General features: G+C 60.4%; 20 protein-coding genes and 1 pseudogene. 15 read left to right on the forward strand and 6 right to left on the reverse strand.

Going from position 1 to position 23786, the window contains the following annotated elements:
- Window positions 1-65 precede the first annotated feature (65 nt).
- The 6 genes from IMCC20628_RS06005 (at window position 66) to gndA (ending at window position 7589) form a co-directional block, all read left to right on the forward strand.
- Window positions 66-1172, forward strand: a complete 1107-nt coding sequence (locus IMCC20628_RS06005; protein WP_047029467.1) for a dimethylsulfoniopropionate demethylase — start codon at window positions 66-68, stop codon at window positions 1170-1172.
- A 117-nt stretch (window positions 1173-1289) separates the two neighbouring features.
- A complete protein-coding gene (ccoG, locus tag IMCC20628_RS06010; RefSeq protein WP_047032301.1) occupies window positions 1290-2873 on the forward strand; it encodes a cytochrome c oxidase accessory protein CcoG in 1584 nt (527 codons plus the stop codon).
- Window positions 2873-3382 (forward strand): FixH family protein, encoded by a 510-nt coding sequence (locus tag IMCC20628_RS06015; protein ID WP_052766314.1) that lies wholly within the window; start codon window positions 2873-2875, stop codon window positions 3380-3382. The genes ccoG and IMCC20628_RS06015 overlap by 1 nt, the downstream gene beginning before the upstream one ends.
- A complete protein-coding gene (locus IMCC20628_RS06020; protein WP_047029468.1) occupies window positions 3379-5718 on the forward strand; it encodes a copper-translocating P-type ATPase in 2340 nt (779 codons plus the stop codon). The genes IMCC20628_RS06015 and IMCC20628_RS06020 overlap by 4 nt, the downstream gene beginning before the upstream one ends.
- Complete coding sequence (gene ccoS, locus IMCC20628_RS06025) at window positions 5715-5873, forward strand: cbb3-type cytochrome oxidase assembly protein CcoS (protein ID WP_047029469.1); 159 nt, start codon at window positions 5715-5717, stop codon at window positions 5871-5873. Before IMCC20628_RS06020 ends, ccoS begins: the two co-directional genes overlap by 4 nt.
- A gap of 303 nt (window positions 5874-6176) precedes the next feature.
- Window positions 6177-7589: an NADP-dependent phosphogluconate dehydrogenase gene (gene gndA / locus IMCC20628_RS06030; RefSeq protein ID WP_047029470.1), complete on the forward strand. Its 1413-nt coding sequence runs from the start codon at window positions 6177-6179 to the stop codon at window positions 7587-7589.
- A gap of 43 nt (window positions 7590-7632) precedes the next feature.
- On the opposite strand, the gene IMCC20628_RS06035 is transcribed toward gndA, so the two are convergent.
- Window positions 7633-8181 (reverse strand): MarR family transcriptional regulator, encoded by a 549-nt coding sequence (locus tag IMCC20628_RS06035; RefSeq protein ID WP_343123251.1) that lies wholly within the window; start codon window positions 8179-8181, stop codon window positions 7633-7635.
- A 65-nt stretch (window positions 8182-8246) separates the two neighbouring features.
- On the opposite strand from IMCC20628_RS06035, the gene IMCC20628_RS06040 reads away from it, so the two are divergent.
- Entirely contained in the window at window positions 8247-8933 is a 687-nt protein-coding gene (locus IMCC20628_RS06040) for a D-lyxose/D-mannose family sugar isomerase (protein WP_047029471.1), read from the forward strand.
- A gap of 430 nt (window positions 8934-9363) precedes the next feature.
- Here IMCC20628_RS06040 and IMCC20628_RS25385 read toward each other — a convergent pair whose 3' ends face one another.
- Both IMCC20628_RS25385 and IMCC20628_RS06050 read right to left on the reverse strand, forming a co-directional pair.
- Window positions 9364-9597 (reverse strand): helix-turn-helix transcriptional regulator, encoded by a 234-nt coding sequence (locus IMCC20628_RS25385; RefSeq protein ID WP_197078395.1) that lies wholly within the window; start codon window positions 9595-9597, stop codon window positions 9364-9366.
- Window positions 9598-9821: 224 nt separating this feature from the next.
- Window positions 9822-10850 carry an AraC family transcriptional regulator gene (locus tag IMCC20628_RS06050; RefSeq protein WP_047029473.1) on the reverse strand — a complete coding sequence of 343 codons (1029 nt, stop codon included), beginning with the start codon at window positions 10848-10850 and terminating at the stop codon, window positions 9822-9824.
- 218 nt (window positions 10851-11068) lie between these two features.
- On the opposite strand from IMCC20628_RS06050, the gene IMCC20628_RS06055 reads away from it, so the two are divergent.
- The 3 genes from IMCC20628_RS06055 to IMCC20628_RS06065 all read left to right on the forward strand — a co-directional run bounded on the left by IMCC20628_RS06055 (window position 11069) and on the right by IMCC20628_RS06065 (window position 14025).
- A complete protein-coding gene (locus IMCC20628_RS06055) occupies window positions 11069-11440 on the forward strand; it encodes a hypothetical protein (protein WP_156174423.1) in 372 nt (123 codons plus the stop codon).
- A gap of 248 nt (window positions 11441-11688) precedes the next feature.
- On the forward strand, window positions 11689-12903 hold the full coding sequence (locus IMCC20628_RS06060; protein ID WP_047029475.1) for an acyl-CoA dehydrogenase: 1215 nt from the start codon (window positions 11689-11691) through the stop codon (window positions 12901-12903).
- A 198-nt stretch (window positions 12904-13101) separates the two neighbouring features.
- Window positions 13102-14025, forward strand: a complete 924-nt coding sequence (locus IMCC20628_RS06065) for an HD domain-containing phosphohydrolase (RefSeq protein WP_047029476.1) — start codon at window positions 13102-13104, stop codon at window positions 14023-14025.
- 24 nt (window positions 14026-14049) lie between these two features.
- On the opposite strand, the gene IMCC20628_RS06070 is transcribed toward IMCC20628_RS06065, so the two are convergent.
- Window positions 14050-14661, reverse strand: a complete 612-nt coding sequence (locus tag IMCC20628_RS06070) for a rhodanese-like domain-containing protein (protein WP_047029477.1) — start codon at window positions 14659-14661, stop codon at window positions 14050-14052.
- Between the two features lie 258 nt (window positions 14662-14919).
- On the opposite strand from IMCC20628_RS06070, the gene IMCC20628_RS06075 reads away from it, so the two are divergent.
- Complete coding sequence (locus tag IMCC20628_RS06075) at window positions 14920-15609, forward strand: NAD(P)H-binding protein (RefSeq protein WP_052766315.1); 690 nt, start codon at window positions 14920-14922, stop codon at window positions 15607-15609.
- 105 nt (window positions 15610-15714) lie between these two features.
- Here IMCC20628_RS06075 and IMCC20628_RS06080 read toward each other — a convergent pair whose 3' ends face one another.
- A complete protein-coding gene (locus IMCC20628_RS06080; protein WP_052766316.1) occupies window positions 15715-16251 on the reverse strand; it encodes a toll/interleukin-1 receptor domain-containing protein in 537 nt (178 codons plus the stop codon).
- 545 nt (window positions 16252-16796) lie between these two features.
- Between IMCC20628_RS06080 and IMCC20628_RS06085 the strand changes: the two genes are divergently transcribed.
- From IMCC20628_RS06085 to IMCC20628_RS06100, 4 genes and pseudogenes are all read left to right on the forward strand, one after another.
- The gene (locus tag IMCC20628_RS06085) at window positions 16797-17681 is read left to right on the forward strand and encodes an HNH endonuclease (protein ID WP_047029478.1); all 885 of its coding nucleotides are present in this window, start codon (window positions 16797-16799) and stop codon (window positions 17679-17681) included.
- Window positions 17682-17784: 103 nt separating this feature from the next.
- Window positions 17785-19035: a sarcosine oxidase subunit beta family protein gene (locus IMCC20628_RS06090; RefSeq protein ID WP_047029479.1), complete on the forward strand. Its 1251-nt coding sequence runs from the start codon at window positions 17785-17787 to the stop codon at window positions 19033-19035.
- 12 nt (window positions 19036-19047) lie between these two features.
- Entirely contained in the window at window positions 19048-19353 is a 306-nt protein-coding gene (locus IMCC20628_RS06095) for a sarcosine oxidase subunit delta (protein ID WP_047029480.1), read from the forward strand.
- Window positions 19350-22283 (forward strand): annotated as a pseudogene (locus IMCC20628_RS06100) (sarcosine oxidase subunit alpha family protein); the annotation flags it as partial. The gene IMCC20628_RS06095 and the pseudogene IMCC20628_RS06100, both read left to right, overlap by 4 nt.
- Before the next feature lie 742 nt (window positions 22284-23025).
- On the opposite strand, the gene IMCC20628_RS06105 reads toward IMCC20628_RS06100, so the two are convergent.
- Window positions 23026-23775 carry a hypothetical protein gene (locus IMCC20628_RS06105; protein WP_156174425.1) on the reverse strand — a complete coding sequence of 250 codons (750 nt, stop codon included), beginning with the start codon at window positions 23773-23775 and terminating at the stop codon, window positions 23026-23028.
- Between the last annotated feature and the right edge of the window lie 11 nt (window positions 23776-23786).

The raw sequence follows: 23786 nt of genomic DNA on the forward strand, positions 1-23786 counted from the left end.
GGAAATGTCGCAACTAGTCTGCCGGTGCACAGCGCGTGACGCGCCTCTTGTTCCGGAGACAGCCAATGCCGCCATTTCTGTCGATTTCCCGCCGCACCCGGCGCACCCCTTTTACGGACCGTGTCACTGCGGCGGGCGTGTCGGCCTATACGGTCTACAACCGCATGCTGCTGCCGACCGTGTTCAAGTCGGTTGTCGAGGACTATCACCATCTCAAGACCGCCGTTCAGGTCTGGGATGTGGCCTGCGAACGGCAGGTGGAAATCCGCGGGCCGCAGGCAGCCGAACTGGTGCAGATGCTGACCCCGCGGGATCTCTCGGAGATGGTGGTCGGGCAATGCCTCTACACGCCGATGGTTGACGAGACCGGCGGCATGCTCAACGATCCGGTCACCGTCAAGCTCGAAGAGGATCGCTACTGGGTGTCAATCGCTGACAGCGATCTTCTCTTGTGGGTCAAGGCGCTGGCGGTGGGCTTCCGGCTGGCTGTCGACGTGATCGAACCCGACGTGTCGCCGCTGGCGATCCAGGGCCCGCGCGCCGATGATCTGGCCGCCCGGGTGTTTGGCGACGAAGTCCGTTCGATCCGGTTCTTCCGCTACAAGCGCCTGGCCTTCAATGGCGTCGATCTGGTCGTCGCCCGCTCGGGCTATTCCAAACAGGGCGGGTTCGAGATCTATGTCGAGGGTGGACAGAACGGCGAGCCGCTGTGGGACGCGCTGTTCGAAGCCGGCCGGGATCTCGATGTGCGTGCCGGATGCCCCAACCTGATCGAACGCATCGAGGCGGGGATGCTGTCTTATGGCAATGACATGACCCGCGCCAACACGCCGCATGAATGCGGGCTCGGCCGCTTCTGCGATACCAGATCAGCCATCGGCTGCGTCGGACGGGACGCGCTTTTGCGGGTCGCCAGGGAAGGTCCGCTCAAGCAGATCCGCTATCTGGAAATCGAAGGTGACGCGGTGCCTCCGTGCCCGGAGCCGTGGATGGTGAGTGCCGGTGGAGAGTTGGTTGGCCAGATCACCTCGGCGTCCTGGTCGCCTGACTTCAATACCAATGTGGCGATCTCCATGATCGGCCGCGATTGCTGGGACGAGGGAACCGTGGTTGACGTCGCCACCCCTGACGGCAACCGCTCGGCGCGGGTGCGTGACAAAAGCTGGTTGTAATACCGGGTTGCGTGGAAGGGCTCACTATCAGTGCCGCTTGGTATAACCGCTTGATCTTGATCAAGGCATCTGCGGTGTGTCTCGCGCATGGTGCAGCCCAAATCAATGGTGCCCATGATGAACACGCAAACGACCACCGCCGCTTCAGAAGATGCGGATGAAATCGAACGGCTTGATGCCGAATCGGTCAATGCCGCCTGGAAGCGCAAGCCGCTCTACGAGGCGCGCAAGAAGATATTTCCGAAACGCGCCGAAGGTACTTACCGGCGGTTCAAGTGGCTGGTCATGCTGGTCACCCTCGGTATCTATTATGTTACGCCCTGGCTGAGATGGGATCGCGGGCCATTTGCGCCTGATCAGGCGGTGCTGCTCGATGTTGCCAACCGGAGGTTCTATTTCTTTTTCATCGAGATCTGGCCGCAGGAGTTCTTCTTCGTCGCCGGGTTGTTGGTGATGGCCGGGTTCGGGCTGTTCCTGATCACCTCGGCCGTCGGCCGGGCCTGGTGCGGCTACACCTGTCCGCAGACCGTGTGGGTTGATCTGTTTCTGGTGGTCGAGCGCTGGATCGAGGGCGAGCGCAATCAGCGGATGAAGCTCGAGGCCGCGCCATGGAGCGCGTCGAAACTGGCCAAGCGGGTGCTCAAGCACGCTGTCTGGATCTTTATCGGAATCGCCACAGGCGGCGCCTGGATTTTCTATTTTGCCGATGCACCGACGCTGCTGATGGACTTCCTCACCGGCAATGCCGCGCCGATCGCCTATATCACCGTGGCCGTGCTGACCGCGACGACCTACACTTTTGGCGGTCTGATGCGTGAGCAGGTCTGCATCTATATGTGCCCATGGCCACGCATTCAGGCAGCGATGTTGGATGAGAATTCGCTGGTGGTGACCTATAATGACTGGCGCGGCGAACCGCGCGGACGTCACGCCAAGAAGGCTGCGGCTCAGGGGCTGGTGCAGGGGGATTGCGTCGATTGCAATGCCTGTGTCGCGGTCTGCCCGATGGGTATCGACATCCGCGACGGCCAGCAGCTCGAATGCATCACCTGCGCGCTGTGCATTGATGCCTGCGACACGGTCATGGACAAGCTCGACCGGCCGCGCGGGCTGATTTCCTACGCCACCCTGGCTGATTATGCCGACAACATGGCGCTTGCCCAGGATCCTGTCACGGGCACGCTGGATCCACGGCGCAGCCGCACCGAAGATGGCGGCTTTGTCGATGCGGTCAAGCATTTCAACTGGCGCATCGTTTTCCGGCCGCGGTCATTGATGTATATGGGCGTATGGTCGCTGGTCGGCATTGCCCTGGTGGTCGGGCTGTTGTCGCGCGACCGGCTTGAGGTCAATGTGCTGCATGACCGCAATCCGCAATATGTGCTTGAATCCAATGGCGATATTCGCAATGGTTATTCGGTGAAGATTCTCAACATGATCCCAGAGCCGCGGGTGATCTTCCTGTCGATCGAGGGACTGCCGGGCGCGACGATGCGGATACCGGGCATCGATCAACCCGCCGGGGTGTCTTTTGCAATTCCGGTCGAGCCCGACCGTTTGCGTGAATTGCGGGTTAATGTGCTTCAGCCCAAGGAGTATGTTACCTCCGATACCGCGAAGTTCCGCTTCATCACCGAAGACAGAGCCAGCACTGAACGCGACAGCTATACCGCCAACTTCCATGGGCCGGAGACAAAGTGATGCAGATGATCCGGGCGATTTTCCAGCCCAAGGAATTTACCGGCAAGCACATGCTTTTCAGCATGGTGGCGTTTTTCGGGGTGATCATCACGGTCAATCTGATCATGGCGCGGTTCGCGATCACCAGCTGGAGCGGGCTGGTTGTGCCCAATACCTATGTGGCGAGCCAGCAATTCAATGCCAAGGCAGCGGAGTCACGCGCGATTGCTGCTCTGGGCTACCAGATGAAACTGATCCCGAATGTCGATGGCCTTGAGATAGACTTTATCGATTCAGCCGGAAATCTGGCGCTGGCTGACACCATGGTTGCGGAACTGCGCCGCCCGGTGGGCGAGCATCATGACCGTCACATGGTTTTGACCCGCGATGCTGACGGGATCTATCGGGGTGCCGGCGAGCTTGCGGAAGGCGAATGGATCGCCACGGTGACCGCCACGCGCGATGGCCAGACGATCTACAAGCGGGGGCGGCGGTTTCACGTCAAGGCGGATGGAAGCCTGCGGCCATGAGCTGTTGCGCTGCAGGCACGGAAAGCGCTGCAGAGCTTGAGGCGCTGAAATCCGAAGCGCCATCGGCGGAGGAAATGTGGCTGTCGAGCCGGCCTCTGAGCGACGGTATGCGGCAGGTGGATCTGATTGTGCCGGGGGTGCATTGCGGCGCCTGCATCGCGCTTCTGGAACGCGAACTTCCCAAAACAGCTGGCGTCGATCATGCCCGGGTCAATCTGTCGACCCGGCGGGTGTCGGTGGTGTTTGGCGACACGTCCAGCACAAAGACAGCTGGTGACCATGCCGAGGCCGTGCTGACGGCGCTGGGTGAAAAACTAAAGGCTCTGGGCTATCCGGCGCATTTGCCCGGCGGCGGCGAAGAGGGCGTAGACCCTGCCTTCCGCGAGTTGCTCAAGGCGCTGGCGGTGGCGGGCTTTGCCTCGATGAATGTGATGCTGTTGTCGGTGTCGGTCTGGTCGGGCGCCGATGATGCAACGCGCGACCTCTTTCACTGGATCTCGGCGCTGATTGCCGCCCCGGCACTGGCCTATTCGGGCCGGATCTTTTTCCGCTCTGCCTGGGATGCGCTCAGCCATGGCCACGCCAATATGGATGTGCCGATCTCGCTCGGCGTAATTCTGGCCTATGCGATGTCGCTGTATGAGACCATCACCCATGGCGAACATGCCTATTTTGACGCTTCGGTGACCTTGCTGTTCTTTCTGCTGGCTGGCCGGACGCTCGATCATATGATGCGCGAAAAGGCTCGCTCCGCGGTGCGCAATCTGGTTCGGCTGTCGCCGCGCGGCGCGATGGTGATCAGGGACGACGGCAGTCGCGAATATCTGGCGCTCGACGAGATCGAGCCGGGCATGCGACTGGCGATAGCACCGGGCGACCGGATCCCGGTGGACGGACGGGTGGTTTCGGGCCGCTCGGACATGGATTTCGCCGTCGTCAATGGCGAGAGTGCGCCACTTCTGGTCGAAGCCGGATCACTGACCCCGGCGGGCACGCTCAACCTGACCGGATCGCTGGTGCTGGAGGCGACGAAGAGCGCCCGCAACTCGTTCCTGGCCGAAATGGTGTCGATGATGGAGGCTGCGGAGAGCGGCAGGGCGGGTTACAGGCGCATTGCCGACCGGGCGTCGTCCATCTATGCGCCCGCAGTGCATTTGCTGGCGCTGGGCACCTTTATCGGCTGGATGCTGGTGTCTGGCGACTGGCGCATGGCGATGATGACGGCGGTCGCAGTTCTGATCATAACCTGTCCCTGCGCGCTGGGGCTGGCTGTACCTGTGGTCCAGGTCGTGGCTGCGGGACGATTGTTCGAGAACGGAATCATGGTCAAGGACGGCTCGGCGATGGAACGGCTGGCCCAGACCGATCATGTTGTCTTCGACAAGACCGGAACCCTGACGCGGGGGCGGCCGCAGCTGATCAATTCTGCATCAGTATCGCCGGATCATCTGGCGATGGCGGCGCGGATCGCGCGGGCCTCGCGGCATCCGCTGAGCCAGGCGCTCGCGGTTCATGACCTTGCCGGTGATGCGGTGCCGGACTTTGATATCACAGAAACGCCCGGCGACGGGGTGGAGGCGATCTCGCCCGAAGGCGACGTCTACCGGCTGGGCCGGGCTGTGTTTGCGCTTGATGGCCACGATCAGGGGATCGATGGGGCGGCCGACGGCAGCCAGGTCGTCCTGTCGAAGAATGGCGTGTTCATGGATGTATTCCTGTTTTCGGACCAGTTGCGACGCGGTGCGGTGCAGGCCGTGGCCAGATTGTCGGCGTTGGGCATTGATGCCGAAATCCTGTCAGGCGACCGGGAAGCACCGGTAAAGGCATTGGCAAGCGAGTTGGGCATGAAAAACTATGTCGCCGGTGTGCGGCCGCGCGGCAAGGTCGACCGGGTCAAGGCGCTTGCGGCGGCTGGCGGCAAGCCGCTTATGGTGGGAGACGGTCTGAATGACGCGCCGGCCTTGTCGGCTGCGCATGTGTCGATGGCGCCGGCCAGTGCTGCCGATGTCGGCCGGATGGCGGCGGACTTCGTGTTCCTGCATGATTCACTCGAGGCGGTGCCGTTGGCAATCTCCGTGTCACGCAAGGCCGGCAGCCTGATCAGGCAGAACTTTGCGCTGGCTGTGCTCTACAACTGTGTGGCGGTCCCGGTGGCCGTGATGGGCTATGCCACTCCTTTGATCGCGGCGCTCGCCATGTCGTCGTCTTCGGTAATCGTGGTGCTGAATTCGCTGAGATTGCGCCGCAAGACCGCAGTCGAAAACTTCGCCAGATCAGCTTCCGATCAGCGCGCGCCGGTGGGTGTTTCCGATGCAGGTCTTGGGGCATCTGCATGAGCAATCTGATCTTCCTGATTCCGATTGCGCTTTTTCTGGGTGCCCTGGGTCTTGCCGCATTTCTCTGGACGATGAAAAGCGGTCAGTATGATGATCTGGAAGGCGCAGCATGGCGCATTCTGGACGAAGGGGATGACAAGCCGAAACCGGATTGAGGTTTTCCGCGTTGGTCCCCGTGAGCCAGCCGGAGGTGCTGCTGCGGTCCGGGGGCGCTGCAGCGCCGCGCATCCAATTGGATGGGAAAAGTCACCGTTTTGCTTGGCAAGGTTTTGAACACGGTCCTGCCCGTCAGGGGAAGCTGCCTGGGCAGACTGCATCTTGTTAATCCTGCGTTGCTTTTCGTCTGAAAACTGGTGATCACCTCTTCGGTTATGTGGGGGTGAGTGGTTCTGAGGCTTGCCGCCCGCATCTGCATGGGTCACAACTTGACGTGACAAATGCCGAAGGGGAGACCGGACATGGCTGAAGCGGAAATAGGCGTCATCGGGCTTGGCGTCATGGGCGCCAATCTTGCGCTCAATATTGCAGACAACGGCTATCACGTCGCTGTCTACAACCGCACCACGGCGCGGACGGATGAGTTCGCCGCCTCGGCGGGCGCGTTGTCCGACAAGGTCACGGCCTGCGCCACGCTCGAAGACTTTGTTGCCGCGATCCGGCCACCGCGTCCGGTGATCATCATGGTCAAGGCCGGTGAACCGGTCGACCAGCAGATCGCGGCGCTGAAGCCATTGCTTGCAGCCAATGACATCATCATTGATGCCGGTAATGCCAATTTCCGCGACACTATGCGCCGGTTTACCGATCTGGAAGGCTCGGGCCTCACCTTCATAGGCATGGGCGTGTCCGGCGGTGAGGAAGGTGCTCGGCACGGGCCATCGATCATGGTCGGCGGCGCCGAAGACGCCTGGAAGCGGGTCGAGCCGGTGCTGACAGCGATTTCCGCGAAGTTCAAAGGCGAAGCCTGTGCGGCCTGGCTTGGCGAGAACGGTGCCGGTCATTTCGTCAAGACCATCCACAACGGCATCGAATATGCCGACATGCAGATGATTGCCGAGGTTTACGGTGTCATGCGCGATCATCTGGGCATGGATGCGCCGACAATTGCCGCAGTGTTTTCGGCCTGGTCAACCGGACCGCTTGATTCCTATCTGATCGACATCACCGCTGAAGTGCTGATGGTGCAGGATGCCGCCACTGGCCGGCCGATTGCCGACATCATCGTTGATGCTGCCGGTCAGAAGGGCACCGGCCGCTGGTCGGTGATCGAGAGCCAGATGATGGGCGTTCCGGCGACAGCGATCGAAGCGGCGGTGGCCGCGCGCAGCCTGTCGGCGATGCGGGAGCAGCGCGCCTTGGCGCAGGAGCTATTTGGACTTCCACTACAACAGGGCCGGCGCAAGGGGCAGGAGGTCGTCAATGATCTCGAAAAAGCCCTGCTGGCAGGCAAGGTTGCCGCCTATGCTCAGGGTTTTGCGGTCATGGCAGCAGCGTCTGCCGAATTCAACTGGAACCTGCCGATGGCGACCATCGCCCGGATCTGGCGTGCCGGATGCATCATCCGGTCGCGGTTTCTTGACGAAATTGCCACCGCGTTTACCACCGACCCGGACGTTTCGAATCTGGCGCTGACACCGCCGTTCTCTGCCATGATCAATGACACCGATGGAAGCCTGCGGCGCATTGTGGCCGAAGCGGCATTGAACGGCATGCCGGTGCCGGCACTGGCCAGCGCGCTTGGCTATTTCGACACCTATCGTCGGGCGCGGGGCACCGCCAACATGATTCAGGCGCAGCGCGATTTCTTCGGCGCGCATGGGTTTGCGCGGCTCGACATGGATGGCGAATACCACGGGCCGTGGGGCGGATGACCGGCGACACCGCTGGGCAGCGCTTCGGTTGATTGCAAGCTTGTCAGGGGCGGTCGAACTTGTTCTCGATGGCGGTGATGCCTGCCTCGAGTGGGGTCGCTCCAGACTCTCCGAGCATGCCTGTAAGCCTGGCCTCATAGGTTCGGGCAAGCGCAACAAGATCACGATAACGGTTGCGGCCTTCGCGCGTCAGTTCGATGTGCTCGACCCGGCGATCAGTGTCGTCAACCTGTCGGGAGATCCATTTGCGCTGTTCCAGCGCACGGATTGCCCGGCTGACCTTGGTCTTGTGCATGGATGAGTGGGCGCCGATTTCAGTCGCGGTAATGCGGTTGAACTGGCCGATCGTAGCCAATGTTCGCCATTCCGGCCGGGTCATGCCGTGGCGTTCCCGATACAGCGCAGCGAACTGGCGGCTGACGATTTCTGCGGCGCGCGCCAACCGGTAAGGCAGGAAGCTTTCCAGCGCCAGCACGTCGTCTGCCGGTTCATCGGCGTGGTGTTTGCGATGCGGGTTCATCATTGCATCCATGATCGTTGCGTTTGTAACTGTGCCGACATAGGGCCAAACCGCCATGCATTCAATTGCCATGACCGGATCAAGGCTCTAAATCTCGAGCCAATCTTTATTAAACCGGCTTCGGCCCGGAGGACGCCATGGAACGCAGCCAGATCAACGAGATCCTCGAGGAAAGTAACGCCTTCATCCGATCCTTTGGATATGTGATGCCGCCCTTCGCCTATTGGAGCCCGCAAGAGATGCGCGCCCGCACGGCAACGGATGCCGGCAGTATCCGCGAGAACCGGCTGGGTTGGGACATTACCGATTACGGGCAGGGAAATTTCGAGGATCTGGGCCTGTTCCTGTTTACCGTGCGCAACGGCTCCGCCGCTGATCTGGAACAGGGCAGGGGCATGTTGTACGCCGAGAAAATCATGATCTCGCGCAAGGATCAGATCTCGCCGATGCACCGGCACAACTTCAAGGCCGAGGACATCATCAATCGCGGTGGCGGCAAGCTGGTGCTGGAGCTGTTCGGCTCGACCCCGGATGGATCGGTCGATCCCGATGCGGCGGTCTCGGTGCACACCGATGGCGTGGTCCGGACATTGGCCGCCGGTGGTTTGCTCAAACTTGATCCGGGCGAGAGTGTCACGCTGCTGCCGGGCGTCTGGCATGCGTTCTGGGGTGAAGGCAGTGATGTGCTGATCGGCGAGGTTTCGACCGTCAATGACGATCTGACCGACAATGTCTTCCGCGAGCCAATTGGCCGGTTCTCGACAATCATCGAGGATGAGAAGCCGAAGCATCTTCTGGTGTCGGATTACGACAGCTGGCTTTGATGCATGTCACGTTCAAATGGATTCATTTGAACGATAACGAACATGCAACAATTCAAAGAGTTGCAGCGCTGTAGGTCATTTCAGGGTCGGACAATGATGTCTTGTGTGTCGACGTCAGCCGGAACCCCGCATGGCTCCGGCTGACGTCTAGGAAAAACTGCGCCTCAAGCCCGGTCCCCGCCCCGAGGAGGCTGGGCTGCAGTTCTTCGTCCGGACGGCAGGGTCTGAGTCTGTCCTAAACACAGGTTGCTGCCAAGCCAGGAATGTCTTGTGTACGGTGGCGTTCAAATGGATCACTCGAACGCAAGTAGTCAGCCTAATGCATGTCGCGTTCGAATGTATTCAGCGGAAAGATAATGTATATTCATCAATTCAAGGAGTTACAGCGTGCTTTGCGCATCCAGTCGGATGCGCGTCAACGTAGGCGGCTTTAGCTCTGCTGCATTTCGAGAAGTCCCAGTCTGGCCGCTTTGGCCAATCCGGCCATGCGGTTGGGAACGCGCAGTTTCATCATGATGACGGAGAGAACCGATTTCACCTCACCGGCCGTCAGTTCCATCTCTTTACCGATCTGAATATCGGTGTGACCTTCTGCACAACGGCGCAGGCAATTCATCTCTGTTCGCGTCAATGGGTGAAACCCTCTCTCTTTTCCGAGATCCATTATTATTAAGCCCCTTTTTCGGATCGCTCGGTCCTCATTTTGGAGCGAGAAAATGCGGCGAGCTGAAGCCCGCCACGAATACCACCAGTTGTGTTTCATAATGCTGGGAAGCTTATGCACTGAGTTGCGCACGACCGCATTCACGCGGCGCGCCAATAAAGCGACACTAAATCAGTTTTCTTGATTTATATTGATGGAGTGCCGGCGACCGTCCGGCCCAGCGGTCACGCAGATTTGCTTTGATCTTGACGATACTGGCTGGGAGTCATGTCAAACCAGCGGATTGCCGATCGGGTAAAGGCGGCGGGTGCTGAAAATCCGAGTTTGTAACCAATGCTTGAGAGGGAGTGTGTCGTCTCCAGAAGCAGACGCCTGGCCATTTCCCTGCGGCATTCATCAATGATCGACTGCATGCTGGTTCCGGCGTCGGTCAGTCGCCGCTGCAAGGTGCGCGAGCTCATGCCGAGTCTCTCGGATTCGCTGGCCAGAGTGGGGGTGTTGAAGGACAGATTTTCCGCCACGTGAAGCCGGATGGCGACCAGGGGATCGCTGACATCGGAGCGACGAAGTGGTATCGCATCCATCTGCTGGCTCATCATGGCAAACAGCTTGGGGTCAGCATCGGGATTGATCCGCTCAAGAAACTCCGCGGGCAGGATCATGGCATTTATAGGTGCGTTGAAACTCACGTTCTGAGTTAGTAACTGTTTGTGTAAACTTGTATTTATCGGTTTCTTGCGCTCAAGTTCCAGCCGCACCTTGTTGATGTCGTCCCCAAGCAAAGCGCGCAGATGAATGAATGTTTGAGCAGCGCCGAGATCAACATATTGGTCGCGGCGAAGTATCAGCGGTGAGTAAGTCCATTCAAAATGGGCAGAACGGGCGCTGACTTCCAGAGTGCAGATGCGGGTTTCACTAATCTTCTGCATGTTGCGGCCAAAGAACATCAGGAATTCGCGCACCGTAGCCGCGTTCATCAGTCCGTATCCGAACGGCCCGGACGAGCCTTTTTCGAAGGATGAGATCGATTTCAACCCGAAGGTGTCATCGCCCGAGATCAGGGCCAGGGCCTCCAGATAACGGCACATCCGGTCCAGGCTTATCCGTTCATTGATGAGCGTGAAGCGGTCGGGATCGAGGCCGCAAGCCCGGGCTATCGGATCAACCTCCATCCCGAGATTTGCAGCATAACGGCTGATCCCGGAGGCGAGACCGGCAGCAACTTCAATCTGGTCAGCAAGCGTCGTAATCATTCAGTTGGCGTCCAGGGTTAAAGAATTGGCATGTAAAGTAAACGTCAAAGAGATGTAGTTGTCGAGTTCAAAGCTATCCTAGATACGAGATAGGCAACCAATTGGATCCGTTTTCCGTGAACCACCACATTTCGTCCGCAGGATTTGAGTTGCCGCACAGCGCGCCTCAGCGCATCCGTGACTTTCATGCACTTTGGCACCGTGTGGCGGATGGTGATTTGCCGCAGTCCACGGACTTCGATGTGGTGGAGTTGAGTCGCGACTATCCGCTGCTGATTCGCGTCCGCCTTGAAGGGCCGAAAAACACTCTGGTGTTGCATGACATTTCCGCCACCGACCGCTGGCCGTTCAAGACACCGGTCAAGGGCAAGCCCTTGGCGGACTTTGTTCCCGAGCATAGCAAGAAGCGGGTCCTCGGTGCCTTTGAGGAGACATTGGCAAGCGGAATTCCCAATTACTATGAGACAACATCGTGGTTGCATGGCGGGAAAATTGTCAGCCTGGCGCGGCTGGTGGCGCCATTGGCAGCTGGCGAGGGGCGGGAACTGATCGCGCTTTGGGACTTGATGGAGCCGGCAGTCGCTGGCTGAGCAAGTGCTACAGGGCCACGTGGCGGGCTGAAAAATATTTTAAGCCTATAGTATCTCGGAAAATCCGTGATAAAGAGAGCGCAAGGCGGCCTCGCGCCGCACGTGCGTGTCGCGTTCGCACGGATTTTTCTGACCGCGACAGGCACTGGTTCGCCATGATGCTGCGTCGTTTGCGCATTCGATTGAATGTGGCGCTCGCTGCAGACAAAGGGTAATGCTACCTTTCTGGATCAAACTGGAGTTTTGCGATGTCCGTGTCCCCCGCCGTTTCGACCAAGTCCTCGAAATCCTCGTTTCAATGGGACGACCCGTTCCTGATCACTGATCAATTGACCGAAGAAGAGCGAATGATCGCCGATGCGGCAGCCGCATTTGCAGCCGACAAGCTCGCCCCGCGGGTGACCGACGCCTATCTCAACGAGACCACTGATCGCGACATCTTTTCCGAAATGGGTGCAGCCGGACTGCTCGGCGTCACCGTTCCGGAACAATATGGCGGCGCGGAAGCCGGCTACGTGTCCTACGGGCTGGTGGCGCGCGAAGTCGAGCGGGTCGATTCAGGCTACCGTTCGATGATGAGCGTGCAGTCGTCGCTGGTGATGTACCCGATCCAGGCTTACGGCAGCGAGGAGCAGCGGATGAAATATCTGCCGAAACTCGCAAGCGGCGAATGGGTTGGCTGTTTCGGCCTGACCGAGCCGGATGCCGGTTCCGATCCCGGCGGCATGAAAACCCGCGCCAAGAAGGTTGACGGCGGCTATGTGCTCAATGGCGCCAAAATGTGGATCTCGAATTCGCCGATCGCCGATGTGTTCGTGGTCTGGGCCAAGTCCGAAGCGCATGACAACGAGATCCGCGGCTTTGTGCTGGAAAAGGGCATGAAGGGCCTCTCGGCGCCGAAGATCGGCGGCAAGCTTTCGCTTCGCGCCTCGATCACCGGTGAAATCGTCATGGAAAATGTCGAAGTCAGCGAAGATGCGATCCTGCCGAATGTCTCGGGCCTCAAGGGTCCATTCGGCTGTCTCAACCGGGCGCGCTACGGCATTTCCTGGGGCGTTATGGGCGCGGCCGAGGATTGCTGGCACCGGGCGCGGCAATATGGTCTTGACCGGCACCAGTTCGGCAAGCCGCTGGCCGGCACGCAGCTGTTCCAGAAGAAGCTCGCCGACATGCAGACCGAAATCGCACTCGGCCTGCAGGGCTCGCTTCGCGTAGGCCGGCTGATGGACGAGGGCCGCTTTGCGCCGGAGATGATCTCGATCATGAAGCGCAACAATTGCGGCAAGGCGCTCGATATCGCGCGGATGTCGCGCGACATGCATGGCGGCAACGGCATCCAGGCCGAGTATCACGTCATGCGCCATGCGCAGAACCTTGAAACCGTCAACACCTATGAGGGCACGCATGATGTGCATGCGCTGATCCTGGGCCGGGCGCAGACCGGCATTCAGGCGTTTTTCTGAGGGCTTTGTTGCCACCACGATGATTTTCAAGGCGGGCCATTCGGTCCGCCTTTTTCGTGTGCAGCTCATCCGATCGGACTGCCAGAAAAACGGCGCGGTTGAGGAAAAACGTCGTCCGGAAAAATTTACGCTTTCGCAATCACATCTATTTATATTCCAATTCCATAATGTATTTGATTGCCACTCTCAGGTCCTCTGATGCTCACACGCATTCCCAAGGCTGACATAGAAAAAGGCATGTTCGTCGAGGCGGTTGAGTGCTCCGAGACGATGTTCGGCAAGCGCCGCTTCGTGCTCGAATCCGACAGCGATATGAGCGCCATTCTGACTTGCCCGGCGGCGTTCGTGTTGATCAACACCGCATTCGGCGCTGACCGCTTGAAAGCCAGGTCTGCACTCAAGACCCGCACCAGGGCGCCGCTTTCGCCTGCCGAAGCGCAGGTGGAAGCCGCCGCGATCGTCGGGCGTTCGGTCAGGGTTCTCAAGTCAGAGCTGATCACCATGGTGACCGGTGGCGACTTCGATATGGCCGGGATCGCACCGGTGGTGGATGAAATCACCCAGGCAGACCCGACGACGTCGTCTTTGTTTTTCCAGGTGACCCGGCTCAAGCACAAGGACGAAACCACCTTCCAGCATTCGCTGGCCGTCGGCATCCTGATGGGCAAACTCGGTGAAGCGCTGGATCTGGACACTGGCACCATCGAGATGCTGATCCTTTCCGGCCTGCTGCACGATGTCGGCAAGTTGACGATTTCAAAGGATATCCTGCAAAAACAGGGGCCGCTGACACCGGTGGAACGCAAGCTGATCCAGTCCCATCCGCGACGCGGCCACCAGATCCTGCAAAAACATGCCGGCATCCCCGCCGAGGTGTTGGAAATCTGCCTGCATCATCATGAAGCTCTTGACGGCAGCGGCTATCCATCCCGGCTGTCAGGACCGCAAATCGGGCCTCTGGTGCGGATTTCGACCGTCTGTGATGTCTTTGACGCGCTGACATCGGCGCGCCCTTACAAGCGGGGCTGGACCGTAGCCGATGCGCTGACCTGGATGTACGAGCGGAATACTATTTTCGACAGGAAACTTGTCCTGCGGCTCGGCGCCCTGATCGACTCCTGACATTCCTGGCGCTGAAGGCGAGCCTTACAGCCCGCCTTCGACCGTGGTCAGGCCGAGGATCTTCCAGGCCTGCATGCCGCCGCGATAGTAAAAGATGCGATCGGCAGGATAGGTTTCGCGCAGCATGGCGCGGATGGCGGTGGGGGACTGGCCGCACCACAGGCCGTTGCAGTAAAGCGCCACATTCCTGGCATTCGTGCAGTCCCAGGCACCGCTGCTACCCACGCAACCGAGTTCATCCAGACGGCCGGCGATTTCGGTGTAGGGAATGTTGAGCGCGCCCGGAATGGTTTCCTCGGCATGCCAGTCGACCGTGCGGGCGTCGACCACTGTTGCCGTCTCGTCAGCCAGCATGTCGAGCAGTTCCAGCTCACCAATGGCGACGACGCCCTCGGCGACCTGTGCCGGCTGGATGCAGAACGGCGGACAGGCGCGCGAGGTCTTGGCAAAATAGCCGCTGATTTCGTGCTCGGTGTCCTGAATGCGCTCGATGGTCACCGGGCCGTCAGGAGTCTGAACCTCGACACTGGCGATGTCGGGGCGGATATTGACCTCCTTCTTGTCGTCTGCGGCAAAGGCAGTATTTGAGCCAAGCAGCAGACATAAAGCTGAGATGAGAGCAATCATGCGGGGCATTGGTTTCTCCTCACTGGCCCGGTTGTCTCGCGAGCAAGCCTGCGCGGGGGCCGGGTAAAATATTCAGATACGCCTATGTAATGGTCTGACTTCCGTCGGGTCAATGCCGGGATTTGCGCATGCGGCAGCTCCGCGCGCAACGTCAGGCTCTTTGCGGCAGTGGTCTTGGCAGGGTGCAGCAAGCAAAGTACTGACTGTTCAAGACCAGTTGCCGGGCGACGGTGAATGGCTCAACCCGAAAATCGACAGGAGTGCAAAATGGCGGATGACAGCCAGGTGGTGATGATCGGGGCAACCGGCGCCGTGGGTGGCGAGGTGGTCAAGGCGCTGATCGGCATGAACAGCGTTGCCGGCATCACCTTGCTCGGACGCAAGCGCTATGAGGGACCGGACGACGCCAGGATCAGCCAGCATGTGGTTGATGTCTCCGACGCTGAGAGCTACCGGCATCTGTTGCCGGGTCACAGCCATGCGATCTGCACGCTTGGTGTCGGCCAGCCATCAAAGGCAGAGCGGGCGCAATTTCTCAGGATCGACCGCGATCTGCCGCTGGCGTTCGGTGGCGCCTGCCGCGATGCCGGGGTCGGGCATTTCGAATTGCTGAGTTCGGTCGGCGCCGATTCCGCCTCGAAATCCTTCTATCTGCGCAGCAAGGGCGAACTGGAAGACGGGCTTTCCGCACTTGGTTTTGCGCGGCTGAGCCTGTTTCACCCGAGCATGATCCTGACGCCCACCAACCGCTACGGGGTGAGCCAGGCGCTGACGCTGGCGGTCTGGCCCTGGCTCACACCGCTGCTTGCCGGGCCAATGCGCAAGCTGCGCGGCGTCAAAGTGGCGCGGCTGGGGCAGGCCATTGCGCTCAATCTCGACCGCACCGCGCTTGCGCGCACGGGAGCTGCCAGCGAGATGCTCGAATGGGATGATTTCAACCGGATTGTTGAAGGTTAGGCGACAGTCCTGGCTTGGTGACGGGGCAGGGCTGCTGTTGGGGTTTTGGCAAAGATTTCCCTCACCCACCAAGGAAGAGGCAGACTGCCAGCGCTTGCCGAGCCCCTAGCCAACAGGTCCCGGCTTGCCCGGCTTCAGTCTCTGCAGGAGCGGCCCGCGCCGGGTGACGGGATCGAAAACGCCGTAGCCGCCCTGCGCCGCCACACTGATGTGCCGGTACAGATCCATAAACTCCCTGCCATGCAGTTTTCCGTCGCTGTCATAGGTCGGAATGATCAGGATGCGGTCGACAGGCTTGACCGCGTCGGCGTAGCCCATCTCCCAGCCGCACCAGCGACTGGCGGACGCATTTGCAGTGGCGAGGTAGACAAACCAGTCAAGCCGCTTGATCCGCTCCCTGGAGTTCTGGGCGGTCAGCGGATTGGGCGTTGGCTGCATCGACGAGCCTTCCCAGTCGATATAGACCATCCAGCCTTCCGATTGCAGGAAGCCCTGGAGTCCCTTGGCCAGATTGGCATCCTTGCGGCTGTGGCACAGGAACGCCGTCTGCTTTCCGCCGCGCAACGCATCGTTGACAATTTTCCCCGATTTTTCGAAATCCGCACTTGCCGTGAAAGCACGGATCAATGTTTCCTGGATCATCGCCGGTTTTCCTCGGGGCCGGTTCGAGGGGGCCGACTTGCAATCTGGTCCTGGCTTTGTCTCATCACGAAGCTTCCTGCGCGTTGGTCCGGTGGTCAGGCGGGAAAGCTGCTGCGGGGTGCGGTCCACCGCGGTCCTTGTCCTGACTGTTGCCTTTGGACTGCATTTTTGCACGGCAGGTTTACGGGGACGTTAAGGCGGGGTTTTGGTGGGTTATCCGTTAATCTCTGTTTGGAGGGTTGGACATCGCAACCGCTGCGGTCAACGCGCGATTCTTGACCAACTGCGTTGAGCCAATCTCCCTCTTGCGGGGGAGATGTCGGCATCGCCGACAGAGGGGGACGTGTTTCGGCCTGGTTTGATGGGGCGGTGTGTGGCGCGGTTTGCCCCCCTCTGTCACTTCGTGACATCTCCTCTGCAAGGGGGAGATTGGGGGCATGTACCACTTCGGATTCCAAAAAGCAGATACTATTAAAAGCTTGTTATTTTCCAAAGCTTTGTCAAAGATGCAACATGACAAGATGTGGCGTTTTGGATAAATTCTTATGGCGGCGGCAGTTTTCTATCACAAGGCGGACAGTGCCTATGACGACCTGCCGTCTCTCTATTATCATTTTCCCAAGCAATATCTTTCGCGTGTAGAGCAAGTCATTGGACAGTCGATTGTCTATTACGGTCCCTTGGGCAGCCAAAAGGGGCGGTTCTATTGGGCGACGGCAATTGTCACGGGTGTCCGCCAAGATCCCTTGAGACCTGACCATTTCTATGCAGATCTAGACAAGTACATCGATTTTGATCGATTGGTTGGCTACCAGGAAAATGGCGGCTTTGAGCGCAAATTGATCCTCGCGGATGGCAAGGTAAGCGGAGGACGCGCTGTTCAAGCGGTTCGTGTGATCAGTGATGAAGAATATGATTCTATCCTGAATGCGGGAATGAGTGAGCAGAGCCCTTGGCCAGAACGCTATGATCTGCCCGTTGGCATTGACGATGGATTTGACGACCAGCCGCAAGTCCCCTTGGAACGTCCGTTCATTGAACAACTGGTTAATCGTCGTTTCCGCGATGTCAAATTTCGCCAGCATGTTCGCATTGCCTATGATCGCCGCTGCGCCTTCACTGGATTGCGGTTGATCAATGGCAAAGGCCGCCCGGAAGTGGAAGCGGCGCATATTATGCCGGTTGAAAAGAACGGGCCCGACTCAGTGCAAAATGGAATTGCGCTTTCAGGGACAGTGCACTGGATGTTTGATCGCGGACTGCTGTCGATGGAGGATGATTTCACCATTTTGAAATCCCGTCAGCTTAACCATGATGTTTCGCATCTGCTAAGGCCGGATATGAAAGCGATTGTGCCTGACAATCCTCGATTGCGGCCGCATCCCTATTATCTCGATTGGCATCGAACCAATTGTTTCAAGGCCGCCTGACTGCACACCCCGCAAACAATCCCGTCTTCCGACGCTCCGCACCATTGACTCAACGCCTCCTCGGGCTTTCCTATGCGGATGATTTCGGGGCAGGGCGTAGCGCATGAAATATTCCGCATATTCGATTTTCAAGCAGGCGCTTTCGGGCAACAAAAACTGGCAGCCGGCGTGGCGGGAGCCGGAGCCGAAAAGCCATTATGATGTGATTATTGTCGGCGGCGGCGGGCATGGGTTGGCGACGGCGCATTATCTGGCGAAAAATCACGGCATCACCAATGTGGCGGTGGTCGAGAAGGGTTATCTCGGGTCGGGCAATGTCGGGCGCAACACCACCATTGTGCGGGCCAATTATCTGCTTGAGGGCAATGAGCCGTTTTTCGCACATTCGCTCAAGCTGTGGGAGGGGCTCGAGCAGGAGCTGAATTTCAACGCGATGATGTCGCAGCGCGGGGTGATCAATCTCTATCACTCCGACGGCCAGCGCGACGCCTATGCGCGGCGCGGCAATGCGATGCGGCTGGCAGGCGAGGATGCGGAGCTTTTGGGGCGCGAAGAGGTGCGCGAGATGGTGCCGTATCTGGATTTCGACAATGCGCGGTTCCCGATCCACGGCGGGTTGTTGCAGCAGCGCGGTGGCACGGCGCGGCATGACGGCGTGGCCTGGGGTTACGCGCGCGCCGCCGACAGCCGCGGCGTGGATCTGATCCAGAATTGTGAGGTGACCGGCATTCGCCGCGAGGGCGGACGGGTGGTTGGCGTAGAAACCTCGCGCGGTTTTATCGGCTGCAACAAGCTGGGATTGGCTGCGGCGGGCAATTCGGGCCGGGTAGCGGAAATGGCCGGGATGCGGCTGCCGATCGAGAGCCAGGTTCTGCAGGCGTTCGTGTCTGAAGGTATCAAGCCATTCATCGACCAGGTGGTGACCTTTGGCGCGGCGCTGTTTTACATGTCGCAGTCGGACAAGGGCGGGCTGGTGTTTGGCGGCAGTCTGGATCTGTACAATTCCTACGCTCAGCGCGGCAATCTGGCGACGGTGGAAAGCGTGATGGAGGCGGCCTGCGCCATGGTGCCCGCCGTGAGCCGCGTGAAAGTGCTGCGTGCCTGGGGCGGGGTGATGGATATGTCGATGGATGGCTCGCCGATCATCGACAAGACGCCGGTCGACGACCTCTATCTCAATTGCGGCTGGTGCTATGGCGGCTTCAAGGCAACGCCGGCCTCGGGCTGGTGCTTTGCCCATCTGCTGGCAACCGGCGAGACGCATGAGCTAGCCAAAGCGTTCCGACTCGACCGGTTTTCGCGCGGTTACCAGATTGATGAAACCGGGCACGGCGCCCAGGCAAACCTGCACTAGGGGGCGGAACCAATGGCCAGTCTGATCACCTGTCCCCATTGCGGGGTTCGTCCGAAAGAGGAATTCACCATTCGCGGTGACGCCAAGCCGATGCGGCCCGCGCCAGAGGCGAAGTTTGCCGCCTGGGATGAGTTCGTGCATTTGCGCGACAATGTGCGCGGCGTGATGGCCGAGCACTGGCAGCATTCGGGTGGTTGCCGGCGCTGGCTGGTGGTGGAGCGGGATACGTTTACCCATGATGTGCATGGGGTGACGGATGCAGCGGAATTTACCCGGGCGCGTGTGGCGAACGCCACCAAGGGGAGGGCGAAATCATGAGCTTTTCCCGGTTTGACAATGGCGGGCTGATCGACCGCTCCGAACGCATCGGATTCAGCTTCGATGGAAAACAGCTTGAGGGCTTTGCCGGCGATACGCTGGCCTCGGGACTGCTCGCCAACGGCATCAGCCTGATGGGGCGGTCGTTCAAATATCACCGGCCGCGCGGGTTGTTGAGCGGCGGGGCGTCGGAACCCAATGCGCTGGTGACGCTGGGCGATGGCGCGACGCGGGAGCCGAATCTGCGCGCTTCGATGGTGACGTTGCGTGACGGGCTGGTGGCGGAAAGCCAGAACCGCTGGCCGTCGCTGGGCTTTGACGTCGGCGCAGTCAACCAGACTCTGTCGCCGTTTCTCGGCGCCGGCTTTTACTACAAGACCTTCATGTGGCCGGCCGCACTTTGGGAAAAGCTCTATGAGCCGCTGATCCGCAGGGCGGCGGGATTGGGCCGCGCCAGTCATGCGCCGGACGCGCAAGAGTACGAGAAGCGCTGGGCGCATTGCGACCTGCTGGTGATTGGTTCCGGGCCCACCGGGCTGATGGCGGCGCTGGCGGCGGCGCGATCAGGGGCGCGGGTGGTGCTGTGTGACGAGAATGCGGGCTTTGGCGGGCGGCTGCTCAAGGACCGGGTCGAAATCGGCGATGCCGACGGGCCGGGTTTTGTCGCGGGCGTGATCGCGGAACTGGCAGGCAATGCGAATGTGCGGCTGCTGAGCAACACCACGGTGTTCGGCGCCTATGACAGCGGCGTCTATGGCGCAGTCGAGCGGCGCGATGGCGTAGGTTCAGGACCGGCACAGCGGGTCTGGCGGATCGTGGCCAAGCGCGCCGTGCTGGCTGCTGGCGCCGAAGAGCGGCCGCTGGTGTTTGGCGGCAATGACCGCCCCGGCGTGATGACGGCCTCGAGCTTGCGCGGGCTGGTCAATGGCCAGGCAATCCGGCCGGGCGATCATGTGGCGGTGTTTGCCACCGGCGGGTCCGGCCACGAGACAGCGCGGGATCTTTTGGCGCGCGGCCTTGAGGTAACGCTTGTTGATGTGCGGGCGGATGTTCCCGCTGCCGAGCTTGCAGCGTCGCAAGGTGCGCGGTTGCTCAACGGTCACGTGGTGGCGGATGCGCTGGGCGGCAAGGTTGTTTCGGGCGTTGAGGTGATCGACCGGACGTCGGGCAAGCGGCAGAAAATCAAGGCAAATGCACTGGCGATGTCGGGCGGCTGGAACCCGGTGGTGGGGCTCGCGTGTCATCGCGGCGACAAGCCGGTGTGGGACGAGGGTACAGGCATGTTCCTGCCGCCAGCTGAACGGGACGGTTTGAGCGCTGCGGGCAGTGCGGCGGGGGGTCTCGATCTGGCCGGATGCCTCAAGAGTGGCGCCGAAGCCGGGGCGCGGGCTGCATCCGATCTGGGCTTCAAGCCACGCAAGGCAGATGTGCCGGCGGTGCGAGAAGCCTGTGGCGGGTCAACCGGTTTCACGACGCTGTGGCATGTGGCGGAAGCCAAAGGCAAAGCCTTTGTCGATTTCCAGAACGATGTCACCGTGTCCGACCTGGGGCTGGCAGTGCGTGAGGGTTATGGTCATGTCGAGCTCGCCAAGCGCTACACCACCACCGGCATGGCCACCGACCAGGGCAAGCTGTCGAACGTCAACGCCATCGGCATTCTGGCGGAAAGCCGGGGGCTGACGCCGGATCAGGTCGGGACGACGACATTCCGACCGTTTTATACACCTGTGAGCATCGGGGCATTAGCGGGCGAGCTCAGAGGCGCACACTATCGCCCGGTGCGGCGCTCTCCGCTGCACGGCTGGGCCGAGAAACAGGGTGCTGTGTTTATCGAGGCCGGTGCCTGGATGCGGGCGTCGCATTTTCCGCGTGACGGCGAGGCGGGATGGAAACAGGCCTGCGACCGCGAGACATTGGCCGTGCGTGCGAGTGTGGGTATTTCCGATGCCTCGACACTGGGCAAGATCGATCTGTCGGGCAAGGATGCTGCGAAGTTCCTCGACCTGATCTACACCGGCAAGATGTCGACGCTGGCGATCGGCAAGGCGCGTTACGGCCTGATGCTGCGCGAAGACGGGTTGTTGATGGATGACGGCACGGTGAGCCGCTTGGGCGAGAGCCATTATCTCATCACCACCACGACGGCAGCGGCCGGCGAAGTCATGGCGCATCTGGAGTTCTGTGCCCAGGCGCTGTGGCCGGAACTCGATGTGCGGCTGACTTCGGTCACCGACCAATGGGCGCAGATCACCGTTGCCGGGCCGCTCTCACGCTATGTGCTGGCGCGGATCGTCGATGCGGACCTCAGCGAAGAGGCGATGCCGTTTCTGGCGGTGCGCGAAGTGAAGCTGCATTCGGGGCTGGCCGCGCGGCTGTTCCGGATTTCGTTTTCGGGCGAACTGGCGTTCGAGCTGGCGGTGCCGGCGCGCCAGGGTGAGGCAGTGGCTGATGCGATTGTCGAAGCAGGCAAACCGTTCGGGATTACACCTTACGGGCTGGAGGCGCTGAATGTTCTCAGGATCGAGAAGGGCTTTATCACCCACGCCGAAATCGATGGCCGCACCACGCCGGGCGATCTTGGGCTCGCTAAGATGGTCAGCACCAAGAAGGATGATTTCATCGGCCGGGTGATGCTTTCGCGCGAGGGATTGCAGCGCGACGACCGCGAACAACTGGTGGGGCTGAGGCCGGTCCATCCTGCGCATCGGGTGCTGGCCGGCGGACATGTACTTGAGCCCGATACGGCGCCGACGATGGCCAATGACCAGGGACATGTGACCTCGGCCTGCTGGTCGCCGCATCTGAACTCGACCATCGCGCTGGCGATGCTCACGCGCGGCCGCGAGCGGCATGGTGAGACACTGGTGGTGTGGGACGGGCTGCGCGGCATCGAGACAGACGTGAGCGTCTGCGCGGCGGTGTTTGTCGATGCGGCAGAAGGTGATGTGGTGCGTCCGGGGCGTGCGGATCAATCGGTGCTTGCCGCGCAAGCTGTTCCGCTGGACCTGCTTGATGGCTTGTCGGCCAGCGCCTCGGACAGGGTTTGGCTTACGCAATTGCCCGATGCGCCGGTCTGTCTGGTCGCCGGGCCTGCAGGCAAGGATGCTGCGGTGCGCCGCGTAGCCAAGAAGGGTGATGGCCTGCTTCGTCCGGTCCAGCCTGGTCAGGCGCTGGCTGTCGGCAATGATGGCGAGAGTTTTGCGGATCTGGCGGTGCGTCTGGTTGCACCTGCCGGGCTGAGCCTGTGCGACCTGTCGGATGCCCGGGTGCGGTTCTCGATTTCGGGGCCAGAGGCGAGCGAGATCATCGCCACCCAGTCGGGCCTTGATACCAATGCCCCCGCGTTCAAGACCGGGGCCAGCGCGCCAACCCTGTTTGGTCATGTGCCGGTGCAGCTCACGCGCACCGCGGCCGACAGTTTCGAGATCATGGCGTTTTCGACTTATGCGCGGGATCTGGCGGAAAGCCTCACGCGGGCGATTGTTTTGGCGGACTGACCTGCGTCTTCTTTGCGCATGTTCGCAACTGGCTCCGCACACCCGTCAGCTTTTTCGGAACTCGTGACCGGTCATGTTCGGCGCTATTAAAATCAGTTCGGGTTGGTTTGTCGTCTGTATCCAGCGTTCGCAGGCAAGGCGCCACATCTGAATGGGCGTCGATCCGGCAATGATCTCAGTTGATGGCCCAGGGCGGGACCGCCAGAATCAGATGGGTCACCGCCGCATCGAAGGCGTAAAACGACCAGTGCAACCCATAGGCCCAGCGAAAGCCGTGCTTCAGGCGCAAATAGAGATAGGGAACGACAAGCCCGAACAGGGTCGCGGCAATGGTGAAGCGTGTCACATAGAGCGGTGAAAAGCCGTCGAGCGCCAGCAGCAGATGGAATCCGCCGAACATCAGTCCCATGCCGATTGCGATGGTCGTCAGGCGCAATTTCAACTCGGCGGCGGTGTAGATCAGTGACGCCACGAGAACCTGCTGGAACAGGATGTCGGCCGATTTGGGCAGGTAATACCAGCCGGACGCGAACATGAATTCCGGCGGGTCACTGGGCGCCCGCCACATTGAGACCGGCGGCAGGCTGGGCAGGATGACCGCGACGAAAATGGCAAACACCGCCATGACGGGAACCATCGCCTTGGCGTGGGCCAGGATCTTCCGGCGCACCAGGCTGCCAGCCAGAACCCGGCGGAACCAAAGCACCGCCAGTCCGGTCCATATCAGGTAATAGGCGGCAAACAGACCCGGCGCGTCGTTGTAGCCGCTCTCCAGACCGAAAGCCTCGACCAGAACGTAGTAACCGTAGCTCGAGACCGACCACAGGCCAGCCACGCTGAGCAGGGTGAGCACCAAAGTGACGGCGGGATACTCCACGCCGTCTTTTTGAAAGAAACGGAACCAGCCCGGCCGCATATTGCCCATGATCACCTCAT

It is taken from the genome of Hoeflea sp. IMCC20628, from assembly GCF_001011155.1.
Lineage (GTDB): Bacteria > Pseudomonadota > Alphaproteobacteria > Rhizobiales > Rhizobiaceae > Hoeflea.

Excerpts from the sequence above, each read along its gene's own strand:
- IMCC20628_RS06005 (WP_047029467.1), top strand. The coding sequence starts at position 66 with ATGCCGCCATTTCTGTCGATTTCCCGCCGCACCCGGCGCACCCCTTTT.
- ccoG (WP_047032301.1), top strand. The coding sequence starts at position 1,290 with ATGAACACGCAAACGACCACCGCCGCTTCAGAAGATGCGGATGAAATC.
- IMCC20628_RS06015 (WP_052766314.1), top strand. The coding sequence starts at position 2,873 with ATGCAGATGATCCGGGCGATTTTCCAGCCCAAGGAATTTACCGGCAAG.
- IMCC20628_RS06020 (WP_047029468.1), top strand. The coding sequence starts at position 3,379 with ATGAGCTGTTGCGCTGCAGGCACGGAAAGCGCTGCAGAGCTTGAGGCG.
- ccoS (WP_047029469.1), top strand. The coding sequence starts at position 5,715 with ATGAGCAATCTGATCTTCCTGATTCCGATTGCGCTTTTTCTGGGTGCC.
- gndA (WP_047029470.1), top strand. The coding sequence starts at position 6,177 with ATGGCTGAAGCGGAAATAGGCGTCATCGGGCTTGGCGTCATGGGCGCC.
- IMCC20628_RS06035 (WP_343123251.1), bottom strand. The coding sequence starts at position 8,181 with ATGGCAATTGAATGCATGGCGGTTTGGCCCTATGTCGGCACAGTTACA.
- IMCC20628_RS06040 (WP_047029471.1), top strand. The coding sequence starts at position 8,247 with ATGGAACGCAGCCAGATCAACGAGATCCTCGAGGAAAGTAACGCCTTC.
- IMCC20628_RS25385 (WP_197078395.1), bottom strand. The coding sequence starts at position 9,597 with ATGGATCTCGGAAAAGAGAGAGGGTTTCACCCATTGACGCGAACAGAG.
- IMCC20628_RS06050 (WP_047029473.1), bottom strand. The coding sequence starts at position 10,850 with ATGATTACGACGCTTGCTGACCAGATTGAAGTTGCTGCCGGTCTCGCC.
- IMCC20628_RS06060 (WP_047029475.1), top strand. The coding sequence starts at position 11,689 with ATGTCCGTGTCCCCCGCCGTTTCGACCAAGTCCTCGAAATCCTCGTTT.
- IMCC20628_RS06065 (WP_047029476.1), top strand. The coding sequence starts at position 13,102 with ATGCTCACACGCATTCCCAAGGCTGACATAGAAAAAGGCATGTTCGTC.
- IMCC20628_RS06070 (WP_047029477.1), bottom strand. The coding sequence starts at position 14,661 with ATGCCCCGCATGATTGCTCTCATCTCAGCTTTATGTCTGCTGCTTGGC.
- IMCC20628_RS06075 (WP_052766315.1), top strand. The coding sequence starts at position 14,920 with ATGGCGGATGACAGCCAGGTGGTGATGATCGGGGCAACCGGCGCCGTG.
- IMCC20628_RS06080 (WP_052766316.1), bottom strand. The coding sequence starts at position 16,251 with ATGATCCAGGAAACATTGATCCGTGCTTTCACGGCAAGTGCGGATTTC.
- IMCC20628_RS06085 (WP_047029478.1), top strand. The coding sequence starts at position 16,797 with ATGGCGGCGGCAGTTTTCTATCACAAGGCGGACAGTGCCTATGACGAC.
- IMCC20628_RS06090 (WP_047029479.1), top strand. The coding sequence starts at position 17,785 with ATGAAATATTCCGCATATTCGATTTTCAAGCAGGCGCTTTCGGGCAAC.
- IMCC20628_RS06095 (WP_047029480.1), top strand. The coding sequence starts at position 19,048 with ATGGCCAGTCTGATCACCTGTCCCCATTGCGGGGTTCGTCCGAAAGAG.
- IMCC20628_RS06105 (WP_156174425.1), bottom strand. The coding sequence starts at position 23,775 with ATGGGCAATATGCGGCCGGGCTGGTTCCGTTTCTTTCAAAAAGACGGC.